The sequence below is a fragment of the Paenibacillus helianthi genome (assembly GCF_001909055.1).
GTDB lineage: Bacteria > Bacillota > Bacilli > Paenibacillales > Paenibacillaceae > Paenibacillus_AQ > Paenibacillus_AQ helianthi.
The window spans coordinates 1-13,479 of sequence record NZ_LVWI01000094.1 but is presented as its reverse complement, the minus strand read 5'-3'; the positions used below and the strand labels follow the sequence as shown (position 1 = coordinate 13,479).

Annotated in this window: 13 protein-coding genes; 7 read left to right on the top strand and 6 right to left on the bottom strand. The window is 49.9% G+C overall.

Annotation, left to right across the window (positions count from 1 at the left end; all coding sequences use genetic code 11):
- Positions 1–367: 367 nt before the first annotated feature.
- Positions 368–895, top strand: coding sequence for an NAD(+) diphosphatase (locus A3844_RS29530; RefSeq protein WP_074109348.1), 528 nt, complete (start codon positions 368–370; stop codon positions 893–895).
- On the opposite strand, the gene A3844_RS29525 is transcribed toward A3844_RS29530, so the two are convergent.
- Positions 896–1,495 carry a hypothetical protein gene (locus A3844_RS29525; RefSeq protein ID WP_074109346.1) on the bottom strand — a complete coding sequence of 200 codons (600 nt, stop codon included), beginning with the start codon at positions 1,493–1,495 and terminating at the stop codon, positions 896–898.
- Between the two features lie 267 nt (positions 1,496–1,762).
- Between A3844_RS29525 and A3844_RS29520 the strand changes: the two genes are divergently transcribed.
- Entirely contained in the window at positions 1,763–2,215 is a 453-nt protein-coding gene (locus A3844_RS29520) for a NanQ anomerase/TabA/YiaL family protein (RefSeq protein ID WP_074109345.1), read from the top strand.
- Positions 2,216–2,972: 757 nt separating this feature from the next.
- On the opposite strand, the gene A3844_RS29515 is transcribed toward A3844_RS29520, so the two are convergent.
- From A3844_RS29515 to A3844_RS29495, 5 genes are all read right to left on the bottom strand, one after another.
- Positions 2,973–4,661, bottom strand: a complete 1,689-nt coding sequence (locus tag A3844_RS29515; protein WP_074109344.1) for a glycoside hydrolase family 13 protein — start codon at positions 4,659–4,661, stop codon at positions 2,973–2,975.
- A 42-nt stretch (positions 4,662–4,703) separates the two neighbouring features.
- A complete protein-coding gene (locus A3844_RS29510) occupies positions 4,704–5,525 on the bottom strand; it encodes a carbohydrate ABC transporter permease (protein WP_178381873.1) in 822 nt (273 codons plus the stop codon).
- Positions 5,522–6,388 (bottom strand): carbohydrate ABC transporter permease, encoded by an 867-nt coding sequence (locus A3844_RS29505; protein WP_074083193.1) that lies wholly within the window; start codon positions 6,386–6,388, stop codon positions 5,522–5,524. The genes A3844_RS29510 and A3844_RS29505 overlap by 4 nt, the downstream gene beginning before the upstream one ends.
- Before the next feature lie 91 nt (positions 6,389–6,479).
- Complete coding sequence (locus tag A3844_RS29500; RefSeq protein WP_143192197.1) at positions 6,480–7,742, bottom strand: ABC transporter substrate-binding protein; 1,263 nt, start codon at positions 7,740–7,742, stop codon at positions 6,480–6,482.
- Between the two features lie 200 nt (positions 7,743–7,942).
- The gene (locus tag A3844_RS29495; protein WP_074101144.1) at positions 7,943–8,947 is read right to left on the bottom strand and encodes a LacI family DNA-binding transcriptional regulator; all 1,005 of its coding nucleotides are present in this window, start codon (positions 8,945–8,947) and stop codon (positions 7,943–7,945) included.
- A 351-nt stretch (positions 8,948–9,298) separates the two neighbouring features.
- Here A3844_RS29495 and A3844_RS29490 point away from each other — a divergent pair, with 351 nt between their 5' ends.
- The 5 genes from A3844_RS29490 to A3844_RS29470 all read left to right on the top strand — a co-directional run.
- Positions 9,299–10,246 (top strand): AraC family transcriptional regulator, encoded by a 948-nt coding sequence (locus A3844_RS29490; protein ID WP_074109343.1) that lies wholly within the window; start codon positions 9,299–9,301, stop codon positions 10,244–10,246.
- A 6-nt stretch (positions 10,247–10,252) separates the two neighbouring features.
- Positions 10,253–11,329, top strand: a complete 1,077-nt coding sequence (locus A3844_RS29485) for a Gfo/Idh/MocA family protein (protein ID WP_074083196.1) — start codon at positions 10,253–10,255, stop codon at positions 11,327–11,329.
- A 94-nt stretch (positions 11,330–11,423) separates the two neighbouring features.
- On the top strand, positions 11,424–12,155 hold the full coding sequence (locus tag A3844_RS29480) for a ThuA domain-containing protein (RefSeq protein ID WP_074083197.1): 732 nt from the start codon (positions 11,424–11,426) through the stop codon (positions 12,153–12,155).
- Positions 12,156–13,124 carry a sugar phosphate isomerase/epimerase family protein gene (locus A3844_RS29475; protein WP_074083198.1) on the top strand — a complete coding sequence of 323 codons (969 nt, stop codon included), beginning with the start codon at positions 12,156–12,158 and terminating at the stop codon, positions 13,122–13,124. It abuts the gene before it with no gap.
- 153 nt (positions 13,125–13,277) lie between these two features.
- Positions 13,278–13,479, top strand: a 202-nt coding sequence (locus A3844_RS29470) for a helix-turn-helix domain-containing protein (RefSeq protein WP_074109158.1), incomplete at its 3' end; no start/stop codon positions are given.

The following is a 13,479-nucleotide window of genomic DNA, read 5'->3' as shown; positions in this document are numbered from 1 at the left end:
TTAAAATAAACTTTATGTTCAATAAGCGGGAAGGGGCGGTCTCGGGATGGACAGAGAGAGATTCCACAATGAGCAGTCTGACGCGTTGTCCTAAGGAATGAAGTGGAAAAAGGTACACTAATTCACCAATCCAGGTGTGAAAATCAGAAATAGGTGGAAAGAGTGAACCTAAATCAAGAATAAACGGTGGATTTGGGCAGTTTTCATCAATGTAAGTGGATACATTCCACTTGAGGGTTCTGGATGGCTGGTTGCTAAGGGTTAAAGTGGAGAAATTCCACCTGGTTCCGCCTGTAATCATTATTCTGTGTGACGAATCTTAAGTTCGATTATGTAATCATAATAATCATAGAAAGAAGAGATGGCTGTGAAATATTGTGTGGAATGCGGAACAGAGCTGGTGATGCAGGAATGCAACGGGGAGGGAGAGGTTCCTTTTTGCGAGGCTTGCGGGGTGTTTCGGTTCCCGCTCTTTAGTACAGCAATGAGTACGGCAGTTCTAAACCGGGGGCTGGACAAAATACTGCTGATTCAGCAGTATAACCGTCCCGTCTTCATCCTGCTGGCAGGTTATGTGAACAAAGGCGAGAACGCGGAAGAAACGCTGATCCGTGAGGTGAAAGAGGAGGCAGGGCTGGACATCATCGCATATGAATATATGCGCAGCGAATATTTTGCTCCTTCCAGTACGTTGATGCTCAATTTCATTAGTATTGCGGATACGGAGGATTTGAGCGGAATGAGCGCGGAGCTGGACCACGCCCAGTGGTTCCCGCTGGAGGAGGCCGCCGATGCCATATTGAAGGGCAGCCTCGCGGAGCGTTTTTTGCTGAATATCTTGGATAAGCTAACCAAGGGCCGGACCCTGGAGAGCTTCACACCGGCAGTCCGGTAGTCACGCCGACACAATGCCGCGGAGCATTTCATGAACCTGTTGAGCCTCAGAGAAGGCTTGGGAGTATGCGGAATCGGATTTTTTGGCCGGGGACGGTCCCGGAAGGAACGGAATGGAAAGCACCGGAGTATCCGCGCTGTCGAGATAGATTTTTAGAGTGAGTTCACTGATTTCTTCGGCAGTTTCAGCACCAGGATTGGTTTCGATTGTGCTTGAATGGGCGACTATGCCCGGAGTCCGTCTGACCGCACTGGTCGTAATGCGGCTGGTTTTGCTGACTTTGGCGAGTGTTAGTGCATTTTCTACAATTTCCGATCCCAGAATATGTTCATACAGGAACATCGCTGGTGCTGTGCCTTCTGGGCTGAAGGGATCATAGATGCCGACCGCCATATGTCTACCTTCTTCATCCAGAGCGATGATATGGGATTTATCCGGGGTGATATATTGCTCGTGAAATTTGGAGTTGAAGGATGCTAAGCCATAGGCCGACATGTTCCGGGTGGACGACGGGTGAGATCGTTTGATTTGCAGCACTGCTGCTGTGAGCAGCAATGAAATACCCAATACGGCGAACATGTACATCAGGAAATAGAGCATTAGGCCGCCTCCTAAAAGTTTTGTGAGCGTTACTCCTGTGAATTCTCTTCGTGCAAAACTTACTTCGGAAGCATATGCCAAGTTTTGTGAGCGTTACTCCTGTGAATTCTCTTCGTGCAAAACTTACTTTGGAAGCGTATGCCTCCAATAGTAATAGATATGCTCAAGGGCCGTGAACAAATACATAGACTGTGCTTCTGCGGATACTATATTATTTTTCTATTCGGCAAGGTGGAACAAACTAGAGATTACAGGGGGATATCGGCGATGATTGTGGATACATTGGGACATTTGCTGGAGAATGAGGCGGCTTACGGAGAGAAGATTCAGAGAGGGCTGCAGTTCCTGCGCGATACCAACTTTGCCGGACAGGCGGCTGGACGCCATGATGTGGACGATGAAATGTTTTATTTCATTAATGAATATGAAACCAAGGATGCCGGGGAGTGCTTCTGGGAAGCGCACAGAGTGAACCTGGACCTGCATTATATTCTGGAAGGCACGGAGCGGATCGGCTACGCCGCTATCGAACACCTTGAGGTGCGGGACGATTACAGCGCAGAAAAGGATGCGATTTTCTTCACAGGTGAAGTGGAATCCACAGTAACCGCAGGACCGGGAGCGCTAGTGGTCTGCTATCCGCAGGACGGGCATATGACGGGGATTGAGGCGGGGAAACGCGAAGCGGTGCGTAAAGTGGTTTTGAAGATTAAGCTTTGATTGCTGGTACTGCACGTATAATTATTAATAGCACAATCTGAGGAGCCGGTAGGCCGATGTCATTAAGATAAGCTCAAAGATAAGACTTTCCATAAAATGGAATCCAAAACGGCATGGGGAAAGCCCTGTGCCGTTTGTTTTTTGTGCAAACAAGGAAAAAAGCTTACAACAAACAAAGCGATAAAATATCCGCTTATGTTTTTTCGAATCAGTGCTTCGACATCGGGTGGGGGTTCATCGTCCCGTGAGCGCAGGAAATGTCTACAAACATGAACGGCAACCGTGAAGTTGACTTGGTAAGGGTGGCGTTTATCCGTTTGGGAAATGACTACGTGCGAGGTAGTCATTTCAGCGAAATTGTACAGGATCATTTTTGCGAATATCTCTTGGGTGAGAAATCAGGAGGTGCATAACCGTTTCAAAGGGCAGCTTTTCTTTCGGGTAAAATCGTTTTCTGGGTTTTTAACAAAAGGTGCGGGTTCGGCTGACATTTCTCGTATGAGGGATGTCAGCGTTTCTTTTAGCGCATTCGCGTACTCATTCATTGGCGTAAACTCCTCGTTGTTTCAAGGGGCTTCGCCACACATTTTTATTTGCTTTTCAAGTCTTATTCTTCTTTTTTGTGCAAAAAAAGAGCGGGCTATCTTTCGATAACCTGCTCTTTTTCATGATTTTTGGCTCTACGCTTTAACTTAATGACATTGAGCAGGAGGCTCCTTCTTTTTTGAACGGAATTAGAACCATACGTGCAAAAGCACTATCTCAGCCTATACACCCGGGCCTCGTAAGGGCGCAGCGATAGAGAACGGATATCCTCCTCCGGCTGTACTCCGTAATTGGCGATAACCAGTGTTTTCTCCTCAAAGATCACACAGGCAGGAAGCTCGAAGGCGGCAGGCCGGCCGAAGAAGTTCAGCATGACGAGCAGCCGCTCTTCTCCAAGTGTCCGGAGATAGGCATATACCTGCTCATGCTCCTCGGCCAGGATCGCATAATCCCCGTACACAAATATGTCATGGCTTTTCCGCAGCTCAATCAGCTTTTTATAGTAATGGAAAATCGAATCGGGGTCAGCCAGAGCCTGCTCGGCGTTAATTTCCGTATAGTTTGGATTCACGGCCAGCCAAGGTGTGCCGGTGGTGAATCCGGCCTGTGATTCCGCGCTCCACTGCATCGGGGTACGCCCATTGTCGCGGCCTTTGACATAAATGGAGTTCATAATTTCTTCCTCCGCATGCCCCGCGGCCCGGTATTCCTTATACATATTCAGGATTTCAATATCCTTATAGTCGCTGATAGAGTCGAATTTGACGTTGGTCATGCCGATTTCTTCGCCCTGGTAGATGTAAGGCGTGCCTTGGAGTGTGTGCAGCAGCGTAGCCAGCATTTTGGCCGACTCCTTCGGATAGTGCTTATCATCTCCGAAGCGGGACAGCATGCGCGGCTGGTCATGATTGTTCAGGTAAAGGCTGTTCCAGCCCTTGCCATGCAGCGCGGTTTGCCATTTGGAGAAGATAGACTTGATGTCCGCCAGCTTCCATGGCTGCACATCCCATTTGCCACCCGGCCCGGAATCAACCTCCATCAGTTCGAAGTGGAACAGCATATGAAGCTCATTCCGGTCTTCGCCGACATACAGCGCCGCTTCCTCGGGGGTGACGCCGATGGCTTCGCCGACAGTCATGATGTCGTATTTGGACAGGACCTCCCGGTTCATTTCCTGGATGTATTCATGCACGCGCGGACCGTTTACGAAATATTCACCGCCAAAGTGATAGGTCCGTTCGCCGTCCTCCTGGTCTTTCAACACATTGGGAAGCTCTGGAACCTTGGAGATCAGGTTGATGACGTCCATACGGAACCCGTCGATGCCTTTATCGAGCCACCAGGTCATCATATCGTAGATTTCCTGCCGCAGCTTCGGATTGTCCCAATTCAGGTCTGGCTGCTTCCGGGAGAACAGGTGCAGGAAATATTCGCCGGTCTGCGCATCATATTCCCAGGCCGGGCCGCTGAAGAAGGAGCCCCAATTGTTAGGCTCATGCCCGTCCTTGCCTGCGCGCCAGACGTAATAGTCCCGGTAAGGGCTGTCCGGGGATTGGCGTGATTCAGCGAACCAGGCATGCTCATCCGAGGAATGGTTGACCACCAGATCCATAATCAGCTTCATACCGCGGGCATGAAGCCCGGCAAGCAGCTCCTCCCAGTCAGCGAGTGTGCCGAATTCATTCATAATACTCTGATAATTGCTGATATCATAGCCGTTATCGTCATTGGGTGACTGGTATACCGGACACAGCCAGACCACGTTGATGCCTAGTAGCTCCAAATAATCAAGCCGGGATATTATCCCTTGAAGATCACCGATGCCGTCTCCATTGCTGTCTTGAAAGCTGCGGGGGTAGATTTGGTAGACTACACTTTCTTTCCACCATTGCTTATTCATGGTTCTGCACTCCTGTCTCTATATGAACTGCGGTACGTAAATTTACTTAATGGAGCCTTGGGTAAGGCCGCCGATAATCCATTTCTGTGCGAATAGATAAATAACTATCATAGGGGATAAAGCCAGCAGATACGAGGCGAAAGCCAGGTTGAAATCGGTGCTGAATTGGCCCTGGAAGACATACTGCACAAGCGGCAGCGTATAGGAATCCTGGTTACCCAAGAGAATCAGCGGCAGCATGAAGTCATTCCAGGTGGACAGGCAGGCCAAGATGCCGATGGTCGCATTGACAGGAGCCAGCAGCGGGAAAATAATCCGCCAGAAGGTTCCCCAGGTCGAGGCCCCGTCCACTGTAGCCGCTTCCTCCAGCTCATACGGAATGGAGCGGATATAACCGACATACACAAAGACATTAAAAGCAAGGCCATAGACGATGTACAAAATAATCAGCCCGGGAATATTGTTCATATGCAGGTCGGTAGTGACTTTGACCACCGGCAGCATAATGATCTGAAACGGAATGAACATAGCGCTGATGAAATAGAAGTAGAGCGTTTTGAAGAAGCGCTTATTCATATTTCGGGCAATGGCGTAGGCGACCATAGAATTCGTGAGCAGAATAAATACAACCGCTGTCACAGTAATTTTGGCACTGTTGCCCAGGGCGTTGAAAAAATTCGTCGCCTTGATGGCGTTCGCGAAATTCTCGAAATGCAGCCCCGTTGGCAGGGAGAAAATGGAGCGGGCCATTTCCTCGGGATTTTTGAGTGCGATGGCGACCGTCATGTACAGCGGAAAGAGGATCAGCAGGGAACACAGCGCGATAATTACCGTAACCGGCCAGTTCGTCGATTTTTTGATCATAGGTCCATCTCCCGTTTCTGCAGGAATTTAAGCTGAAGGGCGGAGATGACGACGATGACGATAAAATAAATCACGGCGTTCGCCGACTGGTATGCGAATTCTCCGCCCTGGAAGCCGCCGGTGTAAATCAAAAGGGCGATGGATTGCGTAGAACGGCCGGGACCCCCGCCTGTCAGGGCGATGATCTGGTCGAAAACCATCAATCCGCCTTTCATCGCCAGCACCATATTGATCGTGAAAAAGGAAGCAAGCAGCGGAAAGGTAATGCTCCAGAATTCCCGCCAGCGGCTGGCGCCGTCCAGATTGGAAGCTTCATAAAGATCGTGGGGAATCGTCTGCAATCCGGCCAGATACAGAATGGTGTTATAAGCGATGCCCTGCCAGACCGCAACAATGACGATTCCAATCCAGGCCCAATCGGAGTTGCCGAGAATGTTCTGCGAGAGAAAATCACTTCCCAGCTTCTGGCCCCACACCGGAAACACATTGGAGAACAGGTAGTTGAAGATAAAGCCGACAATCAGCACGCTGAGGATATTGGGAAGGAAATATACGCCGCGGAAAAAGTTTTTGGCCTTTATCTTGGCATTCAGTCCCAGTGCGATCAGGAGGCTGATAATATTGATGAGAACAGTTGTAGCGATGGCGTATTTGAAGGTGAAAAGATAAGAGTTCAGTACATTCTCGTCTTTGAAAATATTAATGAAATTCTTGAACCCCACATAATCAAAGCTGTTGCTGAAACCATCCCAGTTCGTGAACGCATAATAAATGCCCTGCAGCGCCGGAAACGTATGAAAGGCGAAGAACAGCAGCAGTGCTGGTATAGTCATCAGGTAAAAAGCGACTTGCCGTTTGGCCATCAGTTAATCCTCCTTAGAAAAAAGCGCAGAAGCAGGGGCTTGCCGCCCCTGTTCTCCTGATGCTTGTAGTTCATGCTATGGATTGGCAATCTTATTTCCGGTTAGCTACCTTATCCCATTCTGTATCGAGCTGCTTCAGGTATGCGTCGATGTCTTTTTTGTTAAGGAAGCTTTGAATAATCGTATCGACCTTCATCGCCCCAGGGATGTAATGGTCGGCAAAATCGGCCAGCTTGCCGGAGGTGAATGCTTCCTTGAAGCCGTCCATGGCAGGGTCATCCTGAGTCACACCCTTCACCGCCGGGAATGCTTTTTGCTCGGTGATGTATGCCTTTACGTTCTGCGGCTGAAGGAGGAATTCGACGAATTTCTTCGCTTCTTCCTTATGCTTGCTGTCCTTGGAGATCGTCAGCAGGGTATCCACACCGGAAATGACCTTGTTTTTTGTGGGATCATTGGTGGCCGGGAATGGGAATACGCCCAACTCAAGAGATGGATTAGCCTTCATGATTTCAGGGATTGCCCATACCCCTTGCAGATACATCGCAGATTCACCCTTGGCGAACGCCGTATTGCCGTCATTGTAGCCCTTGCCGAAAATGTCCTTCTGGGCAAATTCTGTCAGCTTCAGCTGCTTCTCGGCGATTTCCCGGAAGCTGTCCGTGAAGGTCACGCTGCCTTCGGTGCGCTTCTTGAAGTAATCAGTGCCGAGAATGCTTGGCTCCAGGGAGTTGAAGGGGGTAAGTGAGGTCCAGGAATCCTTCAGCGTCAGGTAGAAGGCATACTTGCCGCTGTCTTTGAACTTCTGGGCTGCAGCGATGAATTCATCCCAAGTCGTTGGCACGGCAACGCCAGCTTCCTTGAACATCGCTTTGTTATAGATGACACCGCTGGCATTGGCAGAGAACGGAATACCGTTCAGTTCGCTTGACCCCGTAAGGTCATTGAGCATTTTGACATAAGCGGGCTGGATAGAGGAGACCAGCGGATCACCGGTAAAGTCCTCGAACAGTCCGCTGGCGGAGAGGGTCTTGTAAGTGTCGGTGGCGCCAAGGCCGATGACATCGGGAAGATCCTGTTTAGCGGCGCGGGTCTTCAGCACCGTTTCGGCATCCGGCGGGTTGATCTGCGAGACAACGATGTTAGGGTTCGCGGCGTTAAATTGGGCGACCAGCTTGTCGAAGGTGGCTTTGGCTTCCGTCTTGTTCTGGAAGAACTCAATCTTGACCTTGTCACCGGAAGCCGCGTTCCCTCCATCAGCGGTAGCAGCGTTGCTTCCGCTATTATTGCCGCAGGCGCTGAGCAGTGACATAGCCAGCAGGCTTACTGTTACGGGTTTCATTGTTTTTTTCATGGATGGAATCCCCCTGAGTACTAAATTTAGCAGTCTACTGCCATTGGAGTAAACGTTTACTCTACGTCCCAACCAAACTATCCCAAGATTAACTACCTGTGATTACTGGATTTTCCAGTTGTGAATACGGGTACTTCTCGGAAAAATAGTCAACAATCGGGACCTTTAGGGTAAACGTTTACGTTTTATTGATAAAAGACTTAGGTAAGTGTTCTTACCGTTTGTCTTTCCACAATCGAATGAGCAATGATCTTGTTTGTGGCAATGTCCCCGGTTTCGATCATCCGGATCAGCTTCTCGGAGGCGATCTTTCCCATTTCGTACAGCGGCTGCCGGACTGTCGTTAGCGGAGGTGTAACCATCTGCGCCAGTTTGAGATCATCATATCCCATGATCGAGATATCCTCGGGAACGTTCAGACCGTGTTTCAGGGCTGCGGAGAGAGCGCCAATGGCCATCTCATCACTGGCTGCAAAGACTGCGGTAGCCTCTCCCGCTTTGCGTAATATGGCTTCCATTGCCCTGCCACCGCTCTCGAATGAAAAGTCTCCATACACAAGACGGCTGCTGTCAAAAGTAATTCCGCTCGCTTCCAGCGCTTTGCGGTAGCCCTGTACTCTGGGAGTCCCGGCGATGGGATCGCTTTTGGTTCCGCTGATCATGGCGATTTTACGGTGGCCTTTGGAGATCAGATATTGAATCGCGTCATAGACCGCCTGGTAATCATCTACCTTCACATAGGGCACCTTGGCAAAATCCGTCTTCGAGGAGACAAGAACAACCGGTATCTTCATGCTCTCCAGCACCTCATAGTACTCTTTATTCAGCACCTCACTGGAAAAAATGATGCCATCTACCTGTTTTTCGCGCAGCAGCTGCAAATACTTCATTGTCCGCTTGCCATCATTATCTGTGTTGCAGACGACTACACTGTAATTGCTGTCATGGGCGAATTCGTCAATCCCGTGGAGCAGATCTGAAGAGAAGGCGCTGGAAACATTAGGAAACATCACACCGATAGTCTGTGTCCGCTTGTTGATGAGACCGCGGGCGATAGCATTGGGCTGGTACCCAAGCTCTTTGATCGCCTGATTCACCTTCTGCTTTGTTTTGTCCGAGTAGCCGGTCAGGTTATTCAGCACACGGGACACTGTGGCAATGGATACATTTGCTTTCTGGGCGACATCTTTGATCGTAGGATTCATAAGGCAGTTCCTCAGTTTTCTGTTTCATTCGGATTTAAGGTATAACGTAAACGCTTACGATTACCTGAAATATAAAGGCAAGATATATTTTTGTCAACGGGAAGATTCTACAAAAAATTTAAAGCCCTCTGGCAGACCCCGGAATCTTTATAGAGAATAGAACAGCGATTGACAAAGAAATAAGAGGAGTCTACGATAAAGCAAACGTTTACTCTAATGTCTGTGAATCATGAATTTTCTTTGGAGGACGATATAAATAATGAACCCTATCCAACTATATAACTATAGATGGTATAAGTATAGATATCATATGTTACCTTCAGTGGATCATACGGACAAGGAGCCGCACTCATGAGTATTTATCTGGAACTTCCGGATGTGGATAAGCATTTTCCCTTTCGCAGTCTGATTTGTGGAGGGGATGAGCTCTGTTATCCGCATTGGCATAAGGAAATCGAAATCATCTATGTTACTAAGGGAAGACTAAATCTGGGAATTAATGATACCCCAATCCGTATGGAACAGGGCGAAATTCAGTTCATTAACGGCGGGGACGTGCATTATTTTCTCGCTTCGCCCGAAAGTGAGCGGGTGGTGATCCAGTTCGACCTGAATTTGTTTCAGGAAGTTGCTGCCCTGGGAGGCAGCGGCTATTCCCTGCGGGATTTGTTTACGGAGATGGAGCACTCAAGCCAGTCATGGCCGGAGGGGGCGGCTGCCCGGATCATTCCCCTGATTGAGAGCATCTACGAGGAAGATACCCAGCGGCGGGAAGGCTATGCCTATATGATCAAAGCGAGGATGTTCGAGCTGTTGACCGTTATTTTGCGGGAGATTCCGAAAAGCAGAGTCAAGCGGGAGCCTAAGTTCTCCGAGGATACGCTGACACAGTCCCGGGAAACGATGGAGCGCCTGGAGCGGATTTTTGCCTATGTGGAGCAGCATTATCAAAAGGCGATTTCCCTGAACGAGGTGGCCCGTTACATGGGCTTCAGCCCGTATTATTTCACCAAGCTGTTCAAGCGTAATACAGGGATGACCTTTGTTGCTTTCCTGAATGAATACCGGCTGAACAAAGCGAAGTGGATTCTGTTAAATGAGGACTTGCCCATGTCTGCTGTGGCCGAAGCCGCGGGGTTTGGAAGCGTGAAGACCTTTCATCATTTTTTCAAGGATGCAACCGGAATATCTCCGTTGAAATACCATAAGACAATATTCAGGAATAATTCAGCAAGAATGCAGGAAGAAGTCGCCGGGGCGGATTTGTATGATAGAGATATCAAAACCAGTGGAGGTTAGGCCTGAATGACATTGAAAATAGGAATTATCGGCTGCGGCGGAATCGCGAACGGCAAACATATGCCCGCATTGCAAAAAGTGGAGGGAGCCATGATGGTAGCCTTCTGCGATATCGTGCCTGAACGAGCCGAGAAGGCAAAAGCGGAGTTCGGTAATGAAAGCGCTGCGGTCTACACCGATTATAAAGAGCTGCTTAAGGATGCAAGTATAAATGTGATTCATGTGTGCACACCGAACATTTCCCATGCGGAAATTTCCATCGCTGCCATGGAAGCCGGCAAACATGTGATGTGCGAGAAGCCTATGGCCAAGACAACTGCGGAAGCGCAGGCGATGATTGATGCTTCTAAGCGGACTGGCCAAAAGCTGACGATCGGGTACCAGAACCGCTTCAGACCGGATTCGGCTTACCTGCATACCGTATGTGAGAATAACGGACTTGGAGAAATCTATTATGCCAAAGCCAAGGCGATCCGCCGGCGCGCGGTGCCCACTTGGGGAGTATTTCTGGATGAGGAGGCGCAAGGCGGCGGACCGCTGATCGACATCGGGACCCATGCCCTCGACCTTACCCTGTGGATGATGGACAATTACAAGCCTAAATATGCTGTGGGCAATGCTTATCACAAGCTGTCCGGCCGTAAGAACGCCGCGAATGCCTGGGGGCCATGGGACCCGGAGAAATTCACTGTTGAAGACTCTGCTATCGGGTTCATTACCATGGAGAACGGAGCGACCATTGTCCTTGAAGCCAGTTGGGCGCTGAATACCCTGGATGTGGGTGAAGCCAAAACTGTGCTCTGCGGCACAGAAGGCGGAGCGGATATGGAGAAGGGGCTGCGCATCAACGGAGAAGAATACGGCAAAACATATGAGAAGCATATTGGCCTGGATGCGGCCGGTGTGGATTTCTACGACGGCGCTGGGGATGATCCTGCGGTAGCTGAAGCCAAGCAGTGGATCGACAGCATTGTGAATGACACGGAGCCGGTCGTGAAGCCGGAGCAGGCGCTGGTGGTTACCCGCATTTTGGAGGCCATTTACAAATCGTCGGAGACGGGAATGCCCGTATTTTTTGACTAGATAGATTGAACCTGAAACATAATGAGGGTAATGCAAAAATAACGGGAAAATCCCGAATACTATCAACGACATGAGAGCCAGGAGTGTGTTCATAGTGACCAGAGTAACCGTATGGAATGAATATCGTCATGAACGTGAGGAAGAGCGCATCCGGCAGGTCTACCCGCAGGGCATTCATGCCCAGTTAGCTTCCTTCCTCAGCGGAGCCGGACTAGATACAGCGACGGCAACGCTGGATGAGCCGGAGCACGGCTTGACAGAGGAAGTGCTGAATAACACCGATGTGCTGGTATGGTGGGGGCATGTGGCCCATCAGGAAGTGAGCGATGAGGTCGTGAACCGTGTTCATCAGCGTGTGCTTCAGGGAATGGGGCTGGTAGTGCTGCATTCAGGGCATATGTCCAAAATCTTCATGAAGCTGATGGGAACTAGCTGTGATCTGAAATGGCGCGAAGCCGGGGAAAAGGAACGCCTGTGGGTCATGGACCCGAGCCATCCGATTGCCGAAGGTATAGGTGAGTATATTGATCTGGAGCAGGAAGAGATGTATGGAGCGCACTTTGATGTTCCGGCACCGGAGTCGCTGATTTTTGTCGGCTGGTTCGAAGGCGGAAACGTATTTCCGAGCGGATCGACGTACCGGCGCGGCAACGGGAAGATTTTTTATTTTCAGCCCGGACATGAATCGTATCCGACCTATTACAACAAAGAGATTCAACAGGTCATTATCAACGGTGTGAACTGGTGTGCGCCAACCAAGCGCGGCTATCCTGTGTACGGACATTCCGAGGCGCTGGAGCCAATCAAAGAAAAGGTGGGAATCTAGATGAAATTAGGAGTATTTGATCCCGTATTTGGAAGTCTGAGCCTGGATGAGATGCTGGATAAAATCGCTGCCGCCGGCCTGAATGCCGTCGAGATCGGTTCCGGGGGCAATCCCGGCAATCCGCATTGTCCTACGGATGAGCTGTTGGCGAGCGAAGCGGCCCGTAAGGCCTATTTGGAAAAGTTCACGAAACGCGGCATTATGATCAGCGCCTTCAGCTGCCATAACAACCCGATCTCACCGGATAAAGAAGAAGCGCGCCAAGGCGATGAAATCCTGCGCAAGTCGATCAAGCTCGCTTCACTGATGGGCGTTGCCGTGGTCAATACCTTCTCGGGCACAGCCGGGGACAGCGACGAGGCCAAAGCACCGAACTGGCCGGTCACCCCTTGGCCTACGGTGTACAGCGATATTCTAACCTGGCAATGGGAGCACAAGCTAATTCCTTACTGGAAAGAGATCGCCCAGCTTGCGGAAGAACATGGTGTAAAGATTGGCATCGAGCTTCACGGCGGCTTCCTGTGCCATACTCCGTATACGATTCTCAAGCTGAGAGAAGCAACGGGACCGGCGATTGGTGCGAATCTGGACCCGAGTCATTTGTGGTGGCAGGGCATTGAGCCTGTGGGTGCGATCAAAATTCTCGGCAAGGCCGGAGCGATTCACCATTTCCATGCCAAGGACACATACCTGGATCAGGACAATATCAATATGTATGGTCTGACAGATATGCAGCCTTACGGCGATGTGCAGACCCGGGCATGGACCTTCCGTTCAGTCGGCTGTGGGCACAGCCTGTCCGAATGGTCCGATATCATGAGCGCGCTGCGCACCTATGGCTATGATTATGTGGTAAGCATTGAGCATGAAGATCCGCTGATGTCTGTGGATGAAGGCTTTCACCGCGCAGTGACCAACCTGCAGTCCATCCTGATCCGCGAGCAGCCGCTCGATATGTGGTGGGCGTAGGGGAATAAGAGCTGTATAAGTAAAATGTTCAAAAGCCATCACCGGCCTGCTTATTGTGGGGACTGACCCCGTAACGTGAGACAAATCAAAACACCTTCAAGAGAATGAAACCTTATCGTAAGATAGGGAGATAATCTTGGAGGTGTTTTTGCGTTGGCAACCAGAGTGAGCTACCCCGTAGAAATAAAGATGAAAGCTATAGAAATGAGATTGGCAGGAGTACCCGTGAGCGATGTTATGAAACAGCTGGGCATACGAAATAGGACGCAACTAAAGGTGTGGATGAAATGGTATCGGGAAGGCGAAATTCATCGCATGGAGCAACCTGTAGGTAAGCAATACAGCTTTGGAAAAG